Raw genomic sequence first — 22,465 nt, forward strand, 5'->3', positions numbered from 1 at the left:
GATTTCTTTAGTATTTTTGTAAAATACAAATCAAAATCACTTTGATAAATACGAATATGTCAAAATTTGAATTGAAATTACCGCAAATGGGAGAAAGTGTCGCAGAAGCTACCTTGACCAACTGGTTAAAGGAAGTGGGAGACACCATAGAGATGGACGAGGCCATCTTTGAAATTGCCACGGACAAAGTGGATTCCGAAGTTCCTAGTGAAGTGGATGGAGTTTTGGTAGAAAAGCGGTTCGATGTAGATGATGTGATAAAGGTTGGTGAAGTTGTCGCCGTGATTCAAATTGAAGGTGAAGTTGACACTCCAGTGGAGGAAAGTACAGAAAAAGAAGTAGAAGAGAAGCCTGTTGAAGTGCCGGCGGCACAGGAATTGGAGACACAAATGGCCAGTGTAAAGGAGTCCGTCTCCACATCTGTGCCCGATTTTTCTGGTTCAGACCGGTTTTACTCCCCTTTGGTGAAGAACATTGCCAAAGAAGAGGGCGTTTCCATGGATGAACTCGAAGCCCTTGCCGGAACAGGTAAGGAGGGCAGGGTGACCAAAAACGATATTATGGCCTACTTGGAGAATCGTTCTAATGGAAGTCAGGTCAAAAAAGAAGCTGAAGCAACACCGCAAGCTAAAATAGAAAAAGCCGAAGTGCCTTCAGCGTCAAAAGAGACGGTTGCGAGCAAGCCCCAAGGCCCAAAGGTTCAGGTCGGAGCAGGAGATGAGGTCATTCCGTTGACCCGCATGGGCAAATTGATTGCCCATCATATGATTGAGAGCATATCAACCTCCGCCCACGTTCAGAGTTTTGTGGAGGTGGACGTGACCAATGTGGTGAACTGGAGAAATAAAGTAAAGAACACTTTCCAACAGCGAGAAGGTGAAAAATTGACCTTTACACCCATATTTATGGAAGCTGTGGCCATGGCCCTCAAAAAATATCCTTTGATGAACATTTCTTTGGATGGAGATCAGGTCATCAAAAAGAAGAACATCAATTTGGGGATGGCAGCCGCCCTGCCCGATGGTAATTTAATTGTGCCCGTAATCAAAAATGCCGACCAGCTCAATTTAGTGGGTATGGCAAAAACAGTGAACGACCTTGCCGATAGAGCAAGAAACAATAAATTAAAACCCGATGAGGTAAAAGATGGTACGTACACGGTAACCAATGTTGGTTCCTTCGGGAGTGTTTTTGGTACGCCGATCATCAATCAGCCACAAGTTGGAATCTTGGCTTTAGGAGCCATTAGAAAAATACCATCTGTAATTGAGACCGATCAAGGTGAATATATTGGTATCCGCAGTAAAATGTACCTATCGCACAGCTACGACCATCGAGTGGTGAACGGTGCTTTGGGCGGAATGTTCGTAAAGGCAGTGGCCGATTATTTGGAGGCTTGGGATATAAATAGGGAAATATAGCGGAAAACTGCCCGTTTTCCTCTCACTATTCTTAATTTAGAAGCCAAGAGAACCTTATTAAAACACCTACATGCAATTACAGCTATCCAAACCTATCTGTTTTTTTGACTTGGAGACCACCGGGACCAATGTTGCAAAAGATAGGATTGTAGAAATTTCCATCCTGAAGGTTTTTCCCAATGGGAATAAAGAAAGCAGAACATGGTTGGTAAACCCGGAGATGCCCATTCCCGCAGAATCCGAGGCCATTCATGGTATTTCGGATGAAAAAGTGGCCAACGAGCCCACGTTTAAGCAGTTGTCCAAAGAAATTTATGCGATGATTCGCGATAGTGACCTTGGAGGATTTAATTCCGATAGGTTCGATATTCCCTTGCTGGCCGAGGAGATGCTCCGTGCCGATGTTGATTTTGATATGAAAAGCATGGTATCTGTTGATGTGCAGACCATCTTTCATAAAATGGAAAAACGTACGCTCGAAGCAGCCTACAAGTTTTATTGTGACAAGAATTTGGACGATGCGCACAGTGCGGAAGCTGATACCTTAGCAACCTACGAGGTTTTACTGGCACAGTTGGAACGCTATCCAGAACTCGAGAACGATATTAAAAAACTATCAGAGTTCACCACCAGAAGACAAAATTTGGATTTTGCAGGCTTTATCGGCCTCAACGAAAACCAAGAACCGATCTTTGCCTTTGGAAAGCATAATGGGAAAACCGTGGAAGAGGTTATGGAGAAAGAACCTGGCTACTTTGGCTGGATATTGAACGCCGACTTTCCGCTGTACACCAAAAAAGTTCTTACCCAGATAAAGTTGAGCAAGCTCAATAATAAATTTTAAGATAAACAACACGTTAACCCCATCAGCAAATTATGAAACTGATTTGTATAGGACGTAATTATGTAGATCACATAAATGAATTGAGCAATGAACGTCCGGACGAGCCGGTCGTTTTTATAAAGCCCGATTCCGCCATTTTGCCCAAAGAACAGGATTTCTACATTCCTGAATTTTCCCACGATGTGCACTACGAGGTGGAAGTCTTGGTGAAAATCAAAAAAGTGGGAAAGCATATTTCCAAAGAATTTGCCCATAAATATTATGATGAAGTTGGGCTGGGCATAGATTTTACGGCGAGAGACCTTCAATCCAAATTAAAATCCAAAGGATTGCCCTGGGAAAAGGCCAAAGGGTTTGATGGTGCTGCCGTAGTTGGAAAATGGCTGCCCAAGGATAAGTTTAAAGATATGGACAACCTTAAATTTTCATTGTCAAAAAATAATGAAATCGTCCAAGATGGAAATACTTCGTTGATGCTGTGGAATATAGATGAAATCATAGCCCATGTATCCACCTACTTCATGCTGAAAAAGGGAGACATCATCTTTACGGGTACCCCTGCCGGTGTTGGTAAAGTAAGCCCAAATGACTACCTTGTCGGTAGATTGGAAGGTGAGCAAATGTTTGATATTAATGTAAAATAATGATTTACAACCTTGATAAAATAAATGAAATGGCGGAAGGTGATGAGGATTTCATAACCTCGGTAATCTCCGTTTTTTTAGAAGAAGTTCCTGAAGACCTAGAAAGCCTGGAAAAGGCTATAGGCAGCAAGGACTATGAAAACATATATAAGTTGGCCCATAAAATTAAACCCAATGTGGATATTTTGGGTATGGAGCAAACAAGGGCAAAGGCCTTGGAAATAGAAACACTCGGTAAGGCGACCGGTAGCATGGAGGAAATAGAACAAAAGTTTCCTTTGTTGAAAAAAGATGTGCTCCAAGTGGTCTCTGAACTTAAAAACGACTTTGATTTATAGATGCAAGCGGAGATAATCACCATTGGGGATGAGATTCTCATAGGTCAGATTGTAGATACCAATTCAGCGTTTATTTCCAAAGAACTGAATAGGATTGGGGTCTCTGTTTATCAAATAACATCCATACAGGATGACAAACACCACATATTAAGGTCTCTAAAAGAAGCAGGCGAGCGGTCTTCAGTGGTAATCATTACGGGTGGTCTTGGCCCTACAAAGGATGATGTTACCAAGCATACCCTTTGTGAATTTTTTGATGATGAACTGATTCAGGACGATTCGGTGCTGCATCATATAGAAGAGCTTTTCAAAAAATATATTACAACCCCTATTTCGGATTTGAACAGAGAGCAGGCCATGGTACCTTCAAAAGCGACCGTGCTCCATAACGAGTTCGGAACAGCACCGGGCATTTGGATGAAAAAGGGCGAAACTGCATTTATTTCCCTTCCCGGGGTGCCGTACGAGATGAAAAATCTAATGACCTCTGCCGTTTTGCCCAAAATCATAGAAGAGTACAAGCGACCTCATATTGTCCACAAGACTATTCTAACTTACGGAATGGGTGAGAGTGCGATTGCCGAAAAGCTTGAGGATTGGGAAAACAATTTGCCGCCATTTATCAAGTTTGCCTATCTCCCGAACATTGGTAGTGTAAGGCTTCGTCTTTCGGCAAAAGGGGAGGATAAAGATGCGTTGCTCGCTGGAATAGAAGAACAGGTAAAAAAACTTTACCCTATTATTGGAGAGATTATCTACGGGGAAGAGGAGGAAGATGGAAGAGTCGAAAAACAGATAGGCACATTGCTTACCGATAAAAAAATGACCTTGTCCACCGCCGAAAGTTTTACAGGGGGAAGCATAGCGGAACGAATCACCTCCGTTCCCGGAGCATCCGCCTACTTTAAAGGGAGTATGGTGTGCTATGCCACCGAGGCCAAGATAAATGTTCTGGGGGTTCCACGAGAACTTATCGACGAACATTCCGTGGTTAGTGAAGAGGTGGCGATTGCCATGGCAAATGGCGTAAAAAATAAGTTGGGAACCGATTTCTCCATAGCTACGACAGGTAATGCAGGACCCACCAAAGGCGATTCCGATGCCGAGGTTGGAACCGTATATATAGGAATTGGTACTCCAAAAGGTACTTTTGCCCATAAATTTGTGATGGGAAAGCATCGTGACAGGGTCGTAAAAAAGTCCGTTAACAAGGCTTTTGAGCTATTGTATAAAGAAATTTTAAATTTCTGAAAAAGAATTTTGTACGTCCCAGTAAAATGGTATAAATTTGCAGCCTCAATAAAATCACTCAAATAGTTAGGGAGATGTCTAAAGTTTGTGAAGTAACAGGAAAAAAGGTGATGTTTGGAAACAACGTTTCCTTTTCTATCAATAAGACAAAAAGGAGATTTGATTCAAATATCTCCAAGAAGAGGTTTTATATTCCAGAGGAAGATCGTTGGGTGACCTTGAACGTATCTGCCCGTGGGTTGAAAATCATCAACAAAAAAGGAATCTCTGCTGTCTTGAAGGAAATCAATTCCAAAAAGTAAGTTGTAAAAGCATTTTAAGTACAATACAATGGCAAAGAAAGGAAATAGGGTTCAGGTAATTTTAGAGTGTACAGAACACAAAGAATCTGGTATGCCAGGTACTTCTAGATACATTACCACAAAGAACAAAAAGAACACGCCAGATAGGATGGAAATCAAAAAATACAATCCTATCCTTAAGCGTATGACCGTTCATAAAGAAATTAAGTAATAGCTTTTTACTAAGTAAAGGGCAAAAAATATAAGCCATGGCAAAGAAAACAGTAGCAACACTTCAGTCATCATCCAAGAGATTGACAAAAGCCATCAAAATGGTAAAATCTCCAAAAACAGGAGCCTACACTTTCGTAGAGTCTGTAATGGCACCGGAAATGGTGAATGACTGGTTGAACAGCAAATAAGGAAAATCTCCTTGTTAACAATACTAGGGCCGCTTTTTAGCGGCTTTTTTTATTCCCATAATTCTGTTGGATGCTTCAACTTGGCGGCGATAAGGCATATCAAAGGAATTTTCTGTTAACAAAACTCCCCTTACTTTCCTATCTTTGACCATTCTCAAAGAACACAGGATGAGCTTATTCAAAAATATATTTTCAAAGGATAAAAAGGAGACCTTGGATAAGGGTCTTGAGAAGTCCAAAACCAGCTTTTTTGGTAAACTGGGCAAGGCCGTAGCAGGTAAGTCAAAGGTAGATGATGAGGTGCTCGACAATCTGGAAGAGGTCTTGGTTACTTCCGATGTGGGCGTAAATACTACTCTAAAAATCATCGAGCGCATTGAAGTGCGTGTGTCTCGCGACAAATACATGGGCACTGACGAGCTCAATACCATTCTTCGTGAAGAGATTGCAGGTTTGCTATCGGAGACCAATTCCGGGGAGGACACCGAGATTGCTGTTCCCAAGGACAAAAAACCATATGTAATTATGGTGGTAGGTGTAAATGGGGTCGGTAAAACAACCACGATTGGTAAGTTGGCCCATAAATTCAAGGCTAGTGGTTTGAAGGTTGTCTTGGGTGCCGCCGATACCTTCCGTGCGGCGGCTATTGATCAATTGGAAGTTTGGGCAAAACGTGTGGATGTACCTATTGTCAAACAAAAAATGGGAAGCGATCCCGCTTCTGTTGCCTTTGATACGCTAAATTCTGCAGTGGCCGAAAATGCTGATGTGGTGCTAGTGGATACGGCAGGTCGTTTACACAACAAGGTCAATTTAATGAACGAACTGTCCAAGGTAAAACGGGTAATGCAAAAAGTAGTTCCCGATGCACCCCATGAAGTACTATTGGTACTTGATGGCTCTACCGGACAAAATGCATTTGAGCAAGCCAAGCAATTTACCAAGGCTACTGAAGTGAGCAGTTTGGCGGTGACCAAATTGGACGGAACTGCAAAAGGGGGCGTGGTCATTGGTATTTCCGACCAGTTTCAGATTCCGGTAAAATATATTGGTGTAGGAGAGGGTATTGAAGACCTTCAGGTGTTCAATAAATATGAGTTTGTCGATTCATTTTTTAAATATGAATAAAAGTTCGTAACGTTGTGTTCGGGTGAAATCCATTACCAGAACCAACCATGCAAAAAAAAACCTTTTTTCCTTGCTTACTCTTCCTGATATGTATTTCGTGCAGCTCAGAAAGTGATGACAAAATTCTTAGTGCCGAAAACTTCATTACATCTTTTGTTGTTAAAAATACAGGTATTGAGTATAAAGCTACAATAGGAACCAGTTCAATTTCAGCAGATTTACCTAGTGAGTTTAGTTTAGAGCCGGTCAAGCTTGAGGTGGAGATTTCACAGGGGGCTAAAATTGATCCTGCTCCAAGTTCAATAACTTCTTTGCTTAATCCAGTAGTTTTTACTGTTACCGCAGAGAATGGTTCTAAACGGGAGTATACATTGGATATTGAAAGACAGCTTTACTCACAAAATTTTATAACGTCCTTTGAGTTAAGGAAAGGTGATTTTTCCTTTTCTCCAAACGTAGGGAGCGCTATAATCGAAGGTATGGTTCCAAGTCATATATTATTGGAGGATATTGTGTTGGAAATTGAAATTTCCGATGGGGCAACCATAGAACCTGCTCCGGAATCTATTACTTCGATTACAGATACATTTATTTTTGTCGTGACGGCGGAAAACGGGGAAACCAACGAATATTCAGTGGACATCATTAGGGAGCTGTCTTCTGAAAATGCTATTTTGGGAATTAGTGCAAAGGCTGATTTTAATGATATTGTGGTTAATAAGGTAAGTGAGGGGGAGTTTTTTCAACGACTGCCATCCTTTATGCAAACTGATAATATTTCATTGGATATAGAAATTTCGGATTTTGCCACAATCTCACCCAATCCTATAGATGTAAATGATTATACTAGTCCGGTTGTTTATAAGGTGATAGCAGAAAATGGAGAGGAGAGTTCCTATGAGGTAGGTTTTGAGGTTATGGATATTGATTTTGAAGTGAGATGTTCTGAATCAAATGCGAGCAAGTGGTTTGGTGGGGACGATAGGGATAATCCGGATTTTGAGCATGGACCATACGATAGGAATGTGGGTACGGGCCAGATTTTACAGCTATCTGAAGATTTAAACCCGGATACATTCGGAGTCCTGTTTGATAGAGGTTTTGCTTATTACCAAGGGGGTACATATTATGACCAAGATCTGGAAGTGCAACTGGATATCCGCGATGAGAATGGAACTATACTGGGTACAACATCTGTTACTGTTCCCCCGACCTATAGAGGTGGGTGGGTGTATTTCGACTTGACATCTACAAAGGTTTATATGAAAGCAAACAGACCATACTTTTATACATGGCACTTGGTGAATGGCGGAGAACTTGGTGTTAACACGGGTTCTATTGGCTATAATGAGAGCATTGCTGGAGAGGAATGTGGGCAAACTGGGTTTTCAGGACAATCAAGAGCAGCATTTGAGACCAATTTGGAGGAAGAATGGGACCTATGGTACGAACATCCATGGCACTTTAATTATAGTTTGTCTGGTAAAAAGTAATTTCCTGTTCTTGATATATTTTTATAATGAATTGAATAGATGAAAATTTCAAATGCTGATGATTAGAAATTTAATTTGTTTCCTTTTTTTGGTGGTACTTGCTTCGTGCAAGCAGAAAAATGTGGAATCCCGGGGTAAAAAAACTGTTTGGACGTCCTACAATGATTCCGCGGAGGTGGCTGCCAGTGCTAATAACAAAAGCGAAAGGATGCGCTATAAATTCATCCAGAGCAAAGTCTTGGATAAGAACGAAGTGTTTTTGCCACTTTATGACGAAGTGTCCCAGTTTACCGAAGCACAATATCAAAAGATGAAGCCTTTGGTGCTGGAGCAGGATATCCCGACCCTTCAAACCCATATCGACCATGGTACTTTTACCTACGAAGATTTGACATTGTTTTATTTGTATCGAATCTATAAGTATGAACTCCCGAACAATACGACACTAAATACCGTTATTGCATTGAATCCAAATGTGTTGGAAGAAGCACGTCAACTGGATGAAAGCAAGGAAATCCATCATCTTATTTATGGGATGCCCATTTTGTTGAAGGATAACATTGGAACCGCAGAAATGAAGACGACGGCAGGTGCTATTGCACTAAAGGACAATCAGACCGATGATGCATTTATCGTTGAACGTTTAAAGGAAAAAGGAGCGTTGATTTTAGGCAAGGTCAACTTGAGCGAATGGGCCAATTTTATATGTGGTGCCTGCCCCAATGGTCAGAGTGCTGTAGGTGGACAAACTTTGAACCCCTACGGAAGAAGGATTTTTGATACAGGAGGCTCTAGTGCAGGTAGTGGAACATCTACGGCAGCCAATTATGCTGTGGCCGCAGTTGGTACTGAAACATCGGGTTCCATACTTTCACCTTCCAGTCAAAACTCCGTGGTGGGCTTAAAGCCGACCATCGGCTTGTTGAGCCGAACAGGGATTGTGCCCATTTCCAGTACCTTGGATACTCCTGGCCCCATGACAAAAAATGTGACGGACAATGCGATTTTGTTGGATGCGATGTTAGGAAAGGATGAAGCCGATTATAAATCGGTGAGCTCGGAACCAGGCATTTTATCAGCTTGGATGAACCCGGAAACTCTGAAAGAAATCCGTTTAGGCGTAATGAAGAACTTAATGGAACGTGATTCCATTTATGCTGCGAACATCGAAGCATTACGGAGAGCTGGAGCTCAAATTGTGAAGTTTGAAGCTGAGAATATTCCCCTTGAAGGTTTTACCACGCTGCTGAATCTGGATATGAGGGAGGATCTGCCTGCTTATATAAAAGCTGAGGTCAAGCATAAAGATGCAGTTAAAGTAGAGTCCGTAGAAGATGTCGTAGCATTTAACCAACAGGATTCTTTGGTGAGAATACCATACGGACAGGAACGTTTTGATGGTATTTTGTCCGATTCCACTACTGCAGAACAATTTGAAAAAATCAAACAAAATTTAAAGGAGTCGGGCAGGGCATTCTTCAATATCATGGAAGAAAAAAACTTGGATGCCGTGTTGAGCATCAACAATTACCATGCGGGTTACGCGGCAGTCGCCGAATACCCCGCATTGACCATTCCCATGGGTTACAAAACCGATGGCGAGCCCGAAAGTTTGACCTTCATCGGAAAACCCTTTACCGAAGCGCATTTACTTCGAATAGGTAAAGCCTTCGAACAATTGAACAGGGCCAGGAAAATGCCTGAGGCGTATCAGGAATAATCAAACAGTAAGAGTTCTTGTCATTTCCATAAATATTATAGGCCAAAATGATTGTAATGCCTTGTGTTATTGTATTTTTGCACTCCATTTAAAGGAACTATGCGCACAAAATCGCTTAAGAAGCACAAAATTAATGTAGTGACCCTGGGTTGTAGCAAAAATGTGTACGACTCTGAGGTGTTGATGGGACAATTGCGTGCCAACAATAAGGAGGTCGCCCATGAAGAGGAGGGCAATGTGGTAGTGATCAATACCTGCGGTTTTATTGCCAACGCCAAGGAAGAAAGTGTGAACACCATTTTGGAATATGTTCAAAAGAAGGAGGCTGGTGCTGTTGACAAAGTTTTTGTGACCGGTTGTTTGAGCGAGCGTTACAAACCAGATTTGGAGAAGGAAATTCCAAATGTGGACCAATATTTTGGTACGAGTGAGCTACCCAATTTATTGAAGGCTCTCGGTGCTGACTATAAGCATGAATTAATTGGTGAACGTTTGACGACCACACCAAAAAACTACGCATACCTTAAAATTGCCGAAGGATGTGATCGACCTTGTTCTTTCTGTGCCATCCCATTGATGCGCGGAAAACACCGCAGCACGCCAATTGAAGATTTGATGGCAGAGGCCGAGAAATTGGCAGCCAAAGGGGTAAAAGAACTCATCTTGATAGCGCAGGACCTTACCTATTATGGTTTGGACCTGTACAAGAAAAGAAACTTGGCTGAACTGCTACAGGCCTTGGCCAAAGTAGACGGCATTGAATGGATTCGTTTGCACTATGCTTTCCCAACAGGATTTCCGATGGATGTTTTGGAGGTGATGCGAAACGAGCCAAAGATTTGTAATTATATCGATATCCCACTTCAGCATATATCCGATGCAATTCTAAAAAGTATGAGGCGTGGAACTACCTATGCCAAGACCACCCAGCTTTTAAAGGATTTTAGGGGAGCTGTTCCCGAAATGGCCATCCGAACCACTTTGATTGTAGGTTATCCAGGCGAAACCGAAGAGGATTTTGAGACTTTGAAAAATTGGGTCAAGGAAATGCGTTTTGAACGTTTGGGCTGTTTCACCTATAGCCACGAAGAAAATACCCATGCCTACAATTTGGAAGATGATGTTCCCGAAGAAGTAAAACAAGAACGTGCAAACATCATTATGGAAATCCAGTCACAGATTTCTTGGGAACTGAACCAGGAAAAAATTGGACAAACCTTTCGTTGTATAATCGATAGAAAAGAGGGGAGCCATTTTGTAGGACGTACCGAGTTCGATTCTCCCGATGTGGACAACGAAGTTTTGATAGACGCTACCAAGCATTATGTAAAAATAGGTGACTTTGTGAATATCGAGATCACCGATGCTTCCGATTACGATTTGTTCGGCGAGCCGACCTAACGTTTTCGGCTTAGCTCCAATTCATAAAGTTCCTTTCCCAATTGGGCCAAGAATGGGATACCAACCTCGTCATATTCGTAGGTGTTATCGTTAAAAATTCCGTTGCTGTTCACCAAAATAGTGGCCGTTATCATAAAATCGATATCGTTTTTGGTATCCTTTATGTAGGCGCAGTCTGTGAGCGTTCCGTAAGCGTACCCAACTTTGTTGTAAATTTTGATGTGGTCGGGTATAGGGTCGGTAGTGTCGCCAAACATAAAAAACTTCACGTAGCTATCGTAGAACTCTTCTGGGTCGTACCCTAATTGGGGTGGTAAGGTGTGCATGGTGTCTAACAGATATGTGCGCTGACCATCGCTGAGGTTAAAACGTTCGTCTTTCGGAAACGCTTCGGGAAAAATGATGCGTTTTAAAAGAGCGGTTTGAGCTTCGATTGGATAATAATTTTTCAATGCGAAATCAAAAGGTCCTGTCTGTAATGATTCATCAGCAATATATCCTTTTCCTTTTTTGATGCCCTTTAACTTTATTGGTCTTATGGGTGAGTTGATGATGGGTTCGCTCAAATAGGTCGTGGAATCGTTGAGGTAGAAAACCAAGGGTTTGGTGGTAACATCGTCCGCATTCTCGGTAGAGAGTCGATGGGCAATTCGAATGGGCGACACCCCCCGTTTTTTCATTCTGTCGTTTACTTCATCTTGACCCAAAAACTCAATCAAACGATTATTGGCGGCATTGTCCGATACGGCAAAGATTTCAGAAATAGCTTTGGCAAAAGTTGTTTCCACGGAATCACCTTCAACAAAAAAGCGAGTGTCCATGGATAGAGAATCAATTGTGTTGAGCTTCTCCAAGGCGGCGACCGCCGCGGGAAATTTTACGGTACTTGCAGGGTAGAAATAGTTATTTTTATCGACCTGAAAATCAAAATCCGTAAAAATAATACTATCATTTTTTCGGTCTATCCGAGTGTATCTGACTTGGATTTCGTGCTCATCCAAATTATCCATCACCCTTCTAATTTTGTTATTTTCCGAAGATAGTGCCTCAGTAAGAGGGTTATCGGGGGGATTTTTGGAGCAAGAGGTTCCCAAAATAAGGGAGCACACTACCGCAATTTTGAACCTCATTGGTGAAAAGATTAAATTTCTCCTGAATATACCTGGCCCCGGTGGGGTTTAAGAACTTCCCTTATCTCCTTTAATTCAAATTCAGCAACAACCAAGTAGGCAATGCTGTGGGCTGGACTAAAATGCTCTACCCCGCCCAGGTCGTATTTAAGTTCTTCTACCTCTACAAATTCTTTAAGGTGTTTTAGATAATGTTCCGCAGTATGTGCGGCACTTGGCCCTCTAAAGTCCCAGATGATCTTGATTTTTCTGTCCAAAAGTTTTTCCATTGTTGTTATGAGTTGAGCACAGATGTGCCATTTTCGGCAAATGCCTTAAAATCTTGCATGTATTTAAGGGATTGTTTTTTGAAGGCCCCGGGCATTAAAAACCCCATAAGTTTCATCCCAAACCCAGAAAATTGAAATTCTGATTCCGATACCCAGCGCGTAGAGGCACCTTCTTCCTTAAAGTAATTTTTTTGGATATTATGAACACCTTTGGTATCATAGGTCATATGCAATTCGTTGGGAAGTTCTTTTTTAATGATAGTCTCCACCATGTCCATTTTACGACTCCCCATTTCGTAACTTAGACTCATTCGGGAACCCTCTTGCCCGGGACTGGCAGATAGTTGCTCGTAGCCGATAAGTCCTTGTTGCCAATGCTTCATGTTGTCGGGGTCGTCCATTTTTTTAATAAATTCATCCCTATGTACATCAACAACAATTTCCGTAGTGTACTTCATATTTGGTTTGGTTTTGTACTAAAGTAGCAATTTCTGGACATCTATAGGGCACAAAAAATCTGTTAATGAAATGAGAAGCTTCTTGTAAGGGACTTTGTAATTGTTATTTTTGCGAAATGCTTAAGCTCCAAAAACACACACTTTTCCTTTTTGGCACTTTTGTGGCAATTCTTGTTTCCTCTTGTGAAGGTATGTTCAATGAGGAGGAAGAAAAGGAACCTCTGGCGAGGGTGGGCGACACTTTTTTGTACAAAGAAGATGTTGCTTCCTTGATCAGGGATGATATGACGGCGCAGGATAGTACCATATTTGTAAACAATTATATAAATAATTGGGCGTCAAAACAGTTGTTGTTGTCAAAATCAAAGATAAACCTGCCCGAAGAAAAGTTGGCCGAGTTCGACCGCTTGGTGTCCGATTATCGTGCCGACCTGTATACGCGTGCCTACATAGAAGCGTTAGTCAATCAATCCCAAGATACGTCCGTTACCAAAAGTCAATTGCAAGAATTTTACGAGAGAGAAAAAGAAAACTTCAAACTCAACGAAAAATTGGTTCAGTTAAGGTTTGTTGGCATGTCCGAACAATTTTTGGATAGGGATGGGGTCGAGTCAAAAATTAAGCGATGGGAAGATTCAGATAGAAGGTATTTGGATTCCATTGCGGTCCAGTTCAAGAAAATACATTTTAACGATTCTATTTGGGTCAGTGCATCAAGAGTTATCCAAGAAATACCTCCCTTAACACAGGCAAATGAGGAGTCCCACTTAAAAAAATCACAATTTTTTGAGCTACAAGATTCGTTAGAGGTATATTTGGGGTTGGTAACCAATGTGTTGGAAGTCAATGAAACAGCCCCGTTTGATTACGTGGAACCTGATATTCGGCAATTGATTTTGAATAGAAGACGCTTAAATTACATTAAACAATTGGAGACCGAAATTATAGATGAAGCCATTAAGAAGAATGAATTTGAGGTTTATGACAAAGAAAATTAAAGGACTTTCGATTGCATTTTTTGCAATAATAGGAATGGTCCAGGCACAGGAAGCAGACCAAGCAATGAGTGTGGATACTACGAGCAACACCAAAAGGATAAAGCTTGACGGAATTGCAGCGGTAGTGGGAGATTACGTAATCTTGGAATCGGACATAGACAAAACCTTGATCGATCTTCGTAACCAAGGTGCTTCCACCGAAGATGTTACCCGTTGCGGACTTTTGGGCAAGCTTATGGAGGACAGGTTATATGCCCACCAGGCGGTGCAGGACAGTTTGTTGGTGTCCGATGATATGGTGAACGCCCAAAGTGATAGGCAAATCCAACAATTGACACAGCAGATAGGAAGCGTTGAAAAAATGCTCAGCTACTATAAAAAGCCCGATATGGAAAGTTTCCGTGAAGAGCTTTTTGAGATCAACAAACTTCGTATGCTTTCCGAAAAGATGCAGGGAAAAATAGTAGAGGAGATTGAAGTGACCCCAGAAGAGGTCCGACAGTTTTTCAATAAAATTCCAGAAGATGAACGACCTGTTTTTGGTGCGGAATTGGAAATCGCCCAAATTGTAAAGCAGCCTGAAGCTCCCGAGGAAGAAAAACAAAAGGTAATCAATCAACTCAAAGAAATCCGTCAAGATGTATTAGAGAATGATGCTAGCTTCAATGTGAAAGCTATTTTATATTCTCAAGATCCAGGGTCAAAATCTAAGGGAGGTTTTTACAGCATGACAAAGGAAACTCCTTTTGTGAAAGAATTTAAAGATGTTGCCTTTAGCTTGAGAGAGGGAGAGATATCTCAGCCTTTTGAAACTAGTTTTGGGTATCACATCATTTATATTGAGAAAATAAGAGGTCAGGAATTGGATTTGAGGCATATTCTGATGATTCCGGACATACCGCAAAGCGCTATTGATAAAGCAACAAAGGAATTGGACTCCATTCGCCAGCAGGTTTTAGATGGCAAGTACACATTTGCCGAGGCTGCCTTGAATTTTTCGGATGAAAAGGAGACCAAATTTGACGGTGGATTGCTTCGTAACCCCGTAAATTTTGATTCCCGATTTGAGTTGACCAAGATGGATCCCACCCTATACAACCAAGTGAGGAACCTTAAGGATGGAGAGATTTCCCGCCCCATTCGCGAGGATGACCAAAGGGGAGGACCACCAAAGTTCAAGATCATGAAGATTTCCAACCGTTATGATGAACACGAGGCGGACTTTGCAAAAGACTACATGAAAATCCAGGAACTGGCACTAAGGGAAAAACAGTTCAATGCCATAAAAGAATGGATGGACGAACATATCGATGATACCTATATTCATGTAGATCCAGAAAGTAGAGTCTGTGATTTTGCAAACAATTGGGTAAAGGAGTAGCCTTATGTCGGATGTAGTTGCGGTAGAAAATCTGGTAAAAAAACACCAAGAATTAAAAAAAGAGATTGCCAAGGTCATTGTAGGCCAAGAAACGGTGATCGATCAAATACTACTATCCATTTATACGGGAGGGCACTCCTTGCTGATCGGTGTGCCGGGTTTGGCCAAAACCTTAATGGTAAACACCATTGCCCGAACATTGGGACTGGACTTTAAAAGAATCCAGTTTACTCCCGATTTGATGCCCAGTGATATTTTAGGAAGCGAGGTCTTAGATCAAAACCGCAACTTTAAATTTATTAAAGGGCCGGTTTTCGGAAATATCATCCTTGCCGATGAAATTAACAGGACCCCTCCCAAAACCCAAGCGGCATTATTGGAGGCCATGCAGGAACGAGCGGTCACCATTGCAGGAAATCAATACAAACTCAATCAACCGTATTTTGTGCTGGCCACCCAAAACCCAATTGAGCAAGAAGGTACATACCCGTTGCCAGAAGCCCAATTGGACCGTTTTATGTTCGCCATAGAACTAAAATACCCATCGGTTGAAGAAGAAATCCAAGTGGTAAAGTCCACTACTAGTGACTTGCAAGCAACAATTGATACCTTGTTTACTGCGGATGAAATTATTGAGGTACAACATTTGATTAGGCGCATACCGGTACCTGATAATGTCGTGGATTATGCGGTAAGACTTGTGAACAGAACAAGACCTGGGCAAGAGGGAGCATCGGAATACGTTCAAAACTACATCGACTGGGGTGCTGGACCAAGGGCATCACAGAATCTAATTTTGGCCGCAAAGGCCCATGCCGCCATCAACGGAAAATTCTCTCCGGACATCGAAGATGTAAAAGCGGTAAGTCTCGGAATCCTTCGCCATAGGATTCTGAAAAACTACAAAGCGGAGGCTGAAGGTATTACCGAAGAAAAAATTATCACGGAATTGTTGTAAAAAATACGTAGGACAACACTTATTTAGTGCGATTCTAATTCCAAAATACTTCACGATTTAGTAAATTTACCGAATTACGAAAATCTTAAAAACTCAATTGTATAATGGCATTTGATATAGACATGATCAAAGGGGTCTACGCTTCCATGGGGGAACGCGTGGAAAAAGCCCGTGAATTGGTGGGCAAACCCCTGACACTTTCAGAAAAAATCTTATACTCTCACCTTTGGGACGGTAAACCAACAACAGCCTTTGTAAGGGGCAAGGACTATGTTGATTTTGCCCCGGATAGAATTGCTTGTCAAGATGCCACGGCACAAATGGCCTTGCTTCAGTTTATGCAAGCAGGAAAGGATAAAGTGGCCGTGCCGACCACAGTTCACTGTGATCACTTGATTCTGGCCAAGCAGGGTGCTGCTGCGGATTTAAAACATGCCAACGAGACAAGTAAAGAGGTTTTTGACTTTTTGGGGTCTGTATCAAACAAATATGGAATTGGATTCTGGAAACCAGGTGCTGGTATTATTCACCAAGTGGTTTTGGAAAACTATGCATTCCCAGGTGGTATGATGATCGGAACCGATTCTCACACCGTAAACGCAGGTGGTTTGGGAATGGTGGCCATTGGTGTTGGTGGAGCCGATGCTGTGGATGTAATGGCCGGAATGGCTTGGGAACTTAAATTTCCTAAGTTGATCGGCGTTAAATTGACCGGAAAACTTTCTGGTTGGACCGCCCCTAAAGATGTTATTTTAAAGGTGGCAGAAATTCTGACCGTAAAAGGTGGAACAGGTGCCATTGTTGAATATTTTGGCCCGGGAGCAACCTCTATGTCCTGTACGGGTAAGGGAACCATTTGTAACATGGGTGCCGAGATTGGTGCTACCACATCTACTTTTGGTTATGATGAATCCATGGAACGCTATTTAAGAGCTACCGATAGAGCTGACGTTGCTGATGAAGCCAATAAAGTTAAAGAGCACTTGACAGCTGACCCAGAGGTTTATGCAAATCCAGAGCAATACTTCGACCAAGTAATCGAAATCAACCTATCCGAATTAATGCCGTTGTTGAACGGACCATTTACTCCGGATTTGGCTACCGAAGTGGGTACCATGAGGGAAAAGGCCGAAAAGAACGACTGGCCTTTGGCAGTTGAATGGGGATTGATAGGTTCTTGTACCAACTCTTCCTATGAGGATTTGTCAAGAGCATCATCCATTGCACAACAAGCATTGGATAAAAAATTGAAGACAAAAGCGGAATTCGGTATCAACCCAGGTTCCGAACAAGTAAGATATACTACAGAGCGAGATGGTATCCTAGAGATATTCGAAAAATTGGATGCCAAGATCTTTACCAATGCCTGCGGACCGTGTATCGGTCAGTGGGGACGTTACGAAGATCCAAAGAACGCTCCTAAGAACAGTATCGTGCACTCTTTCAACCGTAACTTTGCAAAGCGTGCTGATGGAAACCCAAATACCCACGCATTCGTGGCTTCTCCAGAAATGACCGCTGCCATTGCAATTGCAGGTCGTTTGGACTTTAACCCGTTGACGGATAAGTTGATCAATGAAGATGGTGAAGAAGTAATGTTGGATGAGCCAACAGGATGGGAATTGCCACCAAAAGGCTTTGAGGTAAAAGAGAATGGTTACGAAGAGCCTCGTGAGGACGGAAGCGGAGTAGAGGTAATCGTTGCCGAAGGTTCCGAGCGTTTGCAGCTATTGCAACCTTTCGTGCCTATCAAGGCCAGCGATCTTCAGGGAATGAAATTATTGATCAAAGCTTTCGGAAAATGTACCACGGACCACATCTCCATGGCAGGGCCTTGGTTACGTTTCAGGGGGCATTTGGACAATATCGCCAATAACACCCTGATCGGGGCAGTGAATGCTTTCAATCAGAAGACCAATTTGGTAAAGAGCCAATTGACAGGTGAGTATGGAGGTGTTCCGGATACCCAACGTGAGTATAAAAAACAAGGAATCAAAACGGTTGTTGTGGGTGACCATAACTACGGAGAAGGTTCTTCACGTGAGCATGCTGCCATGCAGCCAAGACACTTGGGCGTTGCCGTTGTGTTGGTTAAATCCTTTGCAAGGATCCACGAAACGAACTTGAAGAAGCAGGGTATGTTGGCCTTGACCTTTGCCAATGAGAACGATTATGATCTTATTCAAGAGGACGATACCTTCAACATTGTGGATGCTGCCGAGTTTGCACCGGATAAGCCTTTGACCATCGAATTGGTACATGCAGATGGAAGCAAGGATACCATTAAGGCAAACCATTCATACAATGATGCACAGATCAAGTGGTTCAATGAAGGTTCTGCCTTGAACTTGATCAAAATACAGAATGCTTAATTGTATCTAATATAATCTGTGAAAACTCCTGATGTTGTTAAAGATATCAGGAGTTTTTAATTTTTGAGACATAATAATCCATGAAAATCAGTAAAAAGACCGTTCTCAATATCGTATTGATTCTTTTTGTGCTGTCATTTTTTGTAACTCCCATCGGGTACTACGGAAAAATTTGGCTGAACAGATTGTTTTCCTTTGCGCCATCCGTGATTGAAAAGACCGAACAAGAAAAAATTACGGATTATGATTGGAGACTCAAGGACGAAGACTGGAACTTTTTCAATTTTGAAGAATCAAAAGGAAATGTAATTCTCATCAATCTTTGGGCATCTTGGCGATTACCTTCGGAAGCTGAGCTTGCAAGTATTCAGGAATTGTACGACAAATACAAAGGCAAGATGGATTTTTATATCATTACAAATGAAGAGCAAGAACCTGTGGAAGCTTTTATGGATGAACATGAATTTACTTTTCCCGTCACCTATTTGATTATTGGAGAAAAAATGGCAGTAGATACGGGTAAGGTACCATCATCGTATTTGGTTGATAAATCTGGAAATATTGTCATCCACGAAGAGGGAATTTCGGATTGGAGTAATAAAAAGGTGTACCGGTTGTTGGATGAATTGATTGCGGAATGAAACTGACCAAGGAACAGATAGGCAATGGTATATGGATTTTGGCCATATTGCTTATTCTTTTTACCCCGCTAGGTTTTTACGCCCGGGTTTGGGTCAATAAAGTGGTGGCCACGGTCATAAGTCCAAGTACCGTTGATGAAAATGAACGGGCAACTTTGACCGATTATAACTGGAGCTTGGTTGATTTGGAAGGAAAAAGTATAAACCTTCAATCCAAGAAAGGAGAGGTTGTCTTAGTAAATGTTTGGGCCACATGGTGCCCACCGTGTGTAGCGGAGCTCCCTGGTTTTATCGAATTGTATTCAGATTATAAGGATAAGGTCACTTTTGCGTTTGTGGCCAACGATGAGAAAGAGAAAGTCATTACTTTTCTAGAAAAAAAAGGATACCAAATACCCGTCTATTTTCAGGCATCGGCAACACCTACGGAGTTGGAAAGTGGAAGTATTCCAGTTACCTACATTATAGACAAGGAAGGTAAAATTGTTGTGAACAAAACCGGTGCGGCAAATTGGAATTCAGAAAGCACGCGCAATCTTTTGGATGGATTGCTAAGTGAATAATCAGTTTTTCTTAAAATATTTAAACGGAACAACCAACATTCCAAAACATTCACCGTCGTCCTTTCCCAAATGTTTGTGGTGCATTTTATGGGCTCTTCGAACACCGCGAGCATACCGATTGTTGGCATTTCGGAATATTTTAAAGCGCTGATGGATAAATATATCATGAACGGTAAAGTATGCAATCCCATAGGCCAAAATGCCAAAGCCCAATGGCCAACCGTACCAAAAGGACGTATAACTTCCCAAATAGAACAAGGTCATACTTACAATGGCATAAAAAATAAAGAAGGCATCATTGCGCTCAAACCACGAATCGTGGTCCTTTTTATGATGGTCCTTGTGTAAGCTCCATAGAAAACCATGCATCACATATTTATGGGTGAACCACGCCATAAATTCCATAAAGCAGAAGGTTGATAAAAAAATCAATATCCAGAGTGCTACTTTCATTGTACCAGTTGAAGTTTGTAATTTACATAAGATTGCGCCAGCAGACCAAATTTTTGGTAATTGGGCACACGAATTCTAGTATTCTTGATTTCCAAAGGAGGCGTGCTCTGTAATTTTTGAAGCAATTTTTTGTAATAGCAATACGCGGTATATACGCCAAATTTAGCCTGTTCCGGTAATTGAACTATTCCTGAATAACCAAGGGCAAAATCAGCTTTGATTTCATTCACAATACGTTTTTTGGATTCTTCGTCCAGTTCCAACAAGTTGGTATTGGGAAAATAGGTTCGGTTCAAGTCCTCATAATCGGCCTTAAGGTCGCGCAGGAAATTTACCTTTTGGAAAGCGGAACCCAAGGCCATGGCAGATTCCTTTAACTCTTCGTACTTTTCTTTGTCTCCTTTAACAAATACACAAAGGCACATTAGCCCTACTACATCGGCAGAGCCATAAATGTATTCCCTGTACTCATCAAAAGTCTCATAGTTTTTCTTGGTAAGGTCCATCCGCATACTTTTCATGAAAGATGCTACCAAGTGATGTGGGATATCATATTTATGATAGGTGTCCTGAAAGGAATTTAGAATAGGGTTTAAACTTATTTTGTCCGCAATGGCCTGCTCCATATCCTTTTCAAAGGAGTTGAACAATTTGGCCTTGTCATAATCATGAAAGGTATCTACAATTTCATCGGCAAAACGAACAAAACCGTAAATGTTATATATATCCGCCCTTATGGAAGGAGCCAACATCTTTGTGGCCATAGAGAATGAGGTGCTGTAAGATTTGGTTACAATCTTGCTGCAGTGATAAGATACATCGTCAAAAATAGTTTTCATTTGTTAACTTCTTTAATGATTAAATCAGCCACCAGTTTGCCGGATATCAGGGATGGTGGGACCCCTGGGCCGGGTACGGTCAACTGACCGGTAAAGAACAAGTTTTTTACTTTGCTACTTTTGAGGTTAGGTCTTAAAAAAGCGGTCTGACTCAATGTATTGGCCAAACCGTAAGCATTTCCCTTGTAGGAATTGTATTGTTCCACAAAATCGTTTACACAGAAACTTTCCTTAAAAATTACTGATTTTTTTACAGATTGATGGGTCAATTTTTCAAATCGGTCCATCACAATATCAAAATATTGGTTCCTGAGTTGCGGGGTATCCTCCAGTCCTGGAGCAATCGGTACCAGAAAAAATCCGGTTTCATTGCCTTCTGGTGCCATGGATGCATCCGTTACTGATGGGAAATTGGCATAGAACAATGGATTGCTGGGCCATTGCGGGTTGTCGTATATTTCTTGGGCATGTTTTTCAAAATCGGTATCAAAGAACAAATTATGGTGTTCAATGTTGTTCAATTTTTTATCAAAACCAATGTAGAACAATAAAGAAGAAGGGGCATAGGTCTTACTGTCCCAATATTCCTCTGAATATTGCCTATATTTTTTGTCCAATAAGGTCTCGGAATGATGATAATCCGCGCCGCTCACCACATAATCTGCCAAATGATTGGTTCCATTGCTTCGAATGCCCAAAACGTCACCGTCCGATACCAAAATATGGGATGCGGGACTATTGGTGTGAATGGTTACACCCAATTCTTCGGCCATACTTTTCATCGCCTTGATGATTTCGTACATTCCCCCTTTTGGATGCCATGTTCCCAAACCAAAGTCTGCGAAGTTCATAAAATTATAGAAGGAAGGAGTTTTACTTGGCTTGGCACCCAAAAAAAGTACGGGAAATTCCAAAGTTGAAATGAGTTTTGGATTTTTGAACCTTTTACGGACCTGTTGACTGATTGTTTTAAAAAACTGGTCAACTTTTAATACTGTTTCCTTGGTCACCAACTCTAATGGAGAAAGCCCCGGTCTCAAAACAACTTTGTTTATGGCGATATCATAATTTTCCTGAGCTTCACCTATAAATTGTTTGAGATGCTTGCTGCTGCCAGATTCAATCCGCTCAAACTCGGTACATATCTTTTCCATGCAATCGCCAATGGTAATGGTATCGTCTTCAAAGAAAATTTTATAGGCTGGATTTAGTTTGTCCAATTGATAAAAATCAGAAGTTTCCCTGTCGAAATCGGCGAAAAATTTATCGAATATGTCGGGCATCCAATACCAACTTGGGCCAATGTCAAAAGTAAAGCCATCCTTCACCAATTGTCTGGCCCTGCCGCCCACAGTATCGTTCTTTTCGAATAGTTCTACCTCGAACCCAGCTTTTGCCAAATAACAAGAAGCGGATAGCGAAGAAAAACCGGAACCAATGACAATTACCTTTTTCATTTG

General features: G+C 41.6%; 24 protein-coding genes. 18 read left to right on the plus strand and 6 right to left on the minus strand.

Annotation, left to right across the window (positions count from 1 at the left end; genetic code table 11):
• Window positions 1–56 precede the first annotated feature (56 nt).
• From GUA46_RS14610 to rimO, 12 genes are all read left to right on the plus strand, one after another.
• Window positions 57–1,421, plus strand: coding sequence for a dihydrolipoamide acetyltransferase family protein (locus GUA46_RS14610; RefSeq protein ID WP_176621115.1), 1,365 nt, complete (start codon window positions 57–59; stop codon window positions 1,419–1,421).
• A 70-nt stretch (window positions 1,422–1,491) separates the two neighbouring features.
• Window positions 1,492–2,265 carry a 3'-5' exonuclease gene (locus GUA46_RS14615; protein ID WP_176621116.1) on the plus strand — a complete coding sequence of 258 codons (774 nt, stop codon included), beginning with the start codon at window positions 1,492–1,494 and terminating at the stop codon, window positions 2,263–2,265.
• A 32-nt stretch (window positions 2,266–2,297) separates the two neighbouring features.
• On the plus strand, window positions 2,298–2,909 hold the full coding sequence (locus tag GUA46_RS14620) for a fumarylacetoacetate hydrolase family protein (RefSeq protein ID WP_176621117.1): 612 nt from the start codon (window positions 2,298–2,300) through the stop codon (window positions 2,907–2,909).
• Window positions 2,909–3,247, plus strand: a complete 339-nt coding sequence (locus GUA46_RS14625; protein ID WP_108245255.1) for an Hpt domain-containing protein — start codon at window positions 2,909–2,911, stop codon at window positions 3,245–3,247. The genes GUA46_RS14620 and GUA46_RS14625 overlap by 1 nt, the downstream gene beginning before the upstream one ends.
• Window positions 3,248–4,498, plus strand: coding sequence for a competence/damage-inducible protein A (locus tag GUA46_RS14630; protein ID WP_176621118.1), 1,251 nt, complete (start codon window positions 3,248–3,250; stop codon window positions 4,496–4,498).
• 74 nt (window positions 4,499–4,572) lie between these two features.
• Complete coding sequence (gene rpmB / locus GUA46_RS14635) at window positions 4,573–4,800, plus strand: 50S ribosomal protein L28 (protein WP_108245253.1); 228 nt, start codon at window positions 4,573–4,575, stop codon at window positions 4,798–4,800.
• A 28-nt stretch (window positions 4,801–4,828) separates the two neighbouring features.
• Window positions 4,829–5,011, plus strand: a complete 183-nt coding sequence (gene rpmG / locus GUA46_RS14640) for a 50S ribosomal protein L33 (protein ID WP_100817574.1) — start codon at window positions 4,829–4,831, stop codon at window positions 5,009–5,011.
• A gap of 37 nt (window positions 5,012–5,048) precedes the next feature.
• Window positions 5,049–5,201, plus strand: coding sequence for a DUF4295 domain-containing protein (locus tag GUA46_RS14645; protein WP_108245252.1), 153 nt, complete (start codon window positions 5,049–5,051; stop codon window positions 5,199–5,201).
• Between the two features lie 168 nt (window positions 5,202–5,369).
• The gene (ftsY, locus tag GUA46_RS14650) at window positions 5,370–6,329 is read left to right on the plus strand and encodes a signal recognition particle-docking protein FtsY (protein WP_176621119.1); all 960 of its coding nucleotides are present in this window, start codon (window positions 5,370–5,372) and stop codon (window positions 6,327–6,329) included.
• 47 nt (window positions 6,330–6,376) lie between these two features.
• Window positions 6,377–7,822, plus strand: coding sequence for a DUF5018 domain-containing protein (locus tag GUA46_RS14655; protein WP_176621120.1), 1,446 nt, complete (start codon window positions 6,377–6,379; stop codon window positions 7,820–7,822).
• A gap of 58 nt (window positions 7,823–7,880) precedes the next feature.
• Complete coding sequence (locus tag GUA46_RS14660; protein WP_176621121.1) at window positions 7,881–9,542, plus strand: amidase family protein; 1,662 nt, start codon at window positions 7,881–7,883, stop codon at window positions 9,540–9,542.
• Window positions 9,543–9,641: 99 nt separating this feature from the next.
• Complete coding sequence (rimO, locus tag GUA46_RS14665; protein WP_176621122.1) at window positions 9,642–10,943, plus strand: 30S ribosomal protein S12 methylthiotransferase RimO; 1,302 nt, start codon at window positions 9,642–9,644, stop codon at window positions 10,941–10,943.
• Here rimO and GUA46_RS14670 read toward each other — a convergent pair.
• Genes GUA46_RS14670 through GUA46_RS14680 form a run of 3 tightly spaced genes read right to left on the minus strand, consistent with a single transcriptional unit; the run spans window position 10,940 to window position 12,800 of the window.
• Complete coding sequence (locus GUA46_RS14670) at window positions 10,940–12,073, minus strand: serine hydrolase (protein ID WP_176621123.1); 1,134 nt, start codon at window positions 12,071–12,073, stop codon at window positions 10,940–10,942. The genes rimO and GUA46_RS14670 overlap by 4 nt on opposite strands.
• 11 nt (window positions 12,074–12,084) lie before the next feature.
• A complete protein-coding gene (locus GUA46_RS14675; RefSeq protein ID WP_108245247.1) occupies window positions 12,085–12,342 on the minus strand; it encodes a hypothetical protein in 258 nt (85 codons plus the stop codon).
• Window positions 12,343–12,347: 5 nt separating this feature from the next.
• The gene (locus GUA46_RS14680) at window positions 12,348–12,800 is read right to left on the minus strand and encodes an SRPBCC family protein (RefSeq protein ID WP_176621124.1); all 453 of its coding nucleotides are present in this window, start codon (window positions 12,798–12,800) and stop codon (window positions 12,348–12,350) included.
• Between the two features lie 116 nt (window positions 12,801–12,916).
• Between GUA46_RS14680 and GUA46_RS14685 the strand changes: the two genes are divergently transcribed.
• The 6 genes from GUA46_RS14685 (at window position 12,917) to GUA46_RS14710 (ending at window position 19,713) form a co-directional block, all read left to right on the plus strand.
• Window positions 12,917–13,798, plus strand: coding sequence for a peptidylprolyl isomerase (locus GUA46_RS14685; protein WP_108245245.1), 882 nt, complete (start codon window positions 12,917–12,919; stop codon window positions 13,796–13,798).
• Window positions 13,782–15,179, plus strand: coding sequence for a peptidylprolyl isomerase (locus GUA46_RS14690; protein ID WP_229418522.1), 1,398 nt, complete (start codon window positions 13,782–13,784; stop codon window positions 15,177–15,179). The genes GUA46_RS14685 and GUA46_RS14690 overlap by 17 nt, the downstream gene beginning before the upstream one ends.
• 4 nt (window positions 15,180–15,183) lie before the next feature.
• Window positions 15,184–16,137 (plus strand): AAA family ATPase, encoded by a 954-nt coding sequence (locus GUA46_RS14695; protein WP_176621126.1) that lies wholly within the window; start codon window positions 15,184–15,186, stop codon window positions 16,135–16,137.
• 104 nt (window positions 16,138–16,241) lie between these two features.
• The gene (locus GUA46_RS14700; protein ID WP_176621127.1) at window positions 16,242–18,509 is read left to right on the plus strand and encodes an aconitate hydratase; all 2,268 of its coding nucleotides are present in this window, start codon (window positions 16,242–16,244) and stop codon (window positions 18,507–18,509) included.
• Window positions 18,510–18,589: 80 nt separating this feature from the next.
• Complete coding sequence (locus GUA46_RS14705; protein WP_176621128.1) at window positions 18,590–19,150, plus strand: TlpA family protein disulfide reductase; 561 nt, start codon at window positions 18,590–18,592, stop codon at window positions 19,148–19,150.
• On the plus strand, window positions 19,147–19,713 hold the full coding sequence (locus GUA46_RS14710) for a TlpA family protein disulfide reductase (protein ID WP_176621129.1): 567 nt from the start codon (window positions 19,147–19,149) through the stop codon (window positions 19,711–19,713). Before GUA46_RS14705 ends, GUA46_RS14710 begins: the two co-directional genes overlap by 4 nt.
• Here GUA46_RS14710 and GUA46_RS14715 read toward each other — a convergent pair whose 3' ends face one another.
• Genes GUA46_RS14715 through GUA46_RS14725 form a run of 3 tightly spaced genes read right to left on the minus strand, consistent with a single transcriptional unit; the run spans window position 19,714 to window position 22,462 of the window.
• Window positions 19,714–20,166, minus strand: a complete 453-nt coding sequence (locus GUA46_RS14715; RefSeq protein ID WP_176621130.1) for a sterol desaturase family protein — start codon at window positions 20,164–20,166, stop codon at window positions 19,714–19,716.
• Window positions 20,163–21,005 (minus strand): phytoene/squalene synthase family protein, encoded by an 843-nt coding sequence (locus tag GUA46_RS14720; RefSeq protein WP_176621131.1) that lies wholly within the window; start codon window positions 21,003–21,005, stop codon window positions 20,163–20,165. Before GUA46_RS14720 ends, GUA46_RS14715 begins: the two co-directional genes overlap by 4 nt.
• Window positions 21,002–22,462 carry a phytoene desaturase family protein gene (locus GUA46_RS14725; protein ID WP_176621132.1) on the minus strand — a complete coding sequence of 487 codons (1,461 nt, stop codon included), beginning with the start codon at window positions 22,460–22,462 and terminating at the stop codon, window positions 21,002–21,004. The genes GUA46_RS14720 and GUA46_RS14725 overlap by 4 nt, the downstream gene beginning before the upstream one ends.
• Window positions 22,463–22,465 lie beyond the last annotated feature (3 nt).

The sequence above is a fragment of the Flagellimonas chongwuensis genome (assembly GCF_013376415.1).
Taxonomy (GTDB): Bacteria; Bacteroidota; Bacteroidia; order Flavobacteriales; family Flavobacteriaceae; genus Flagellimonas; species Flagellimonas chongwuensis.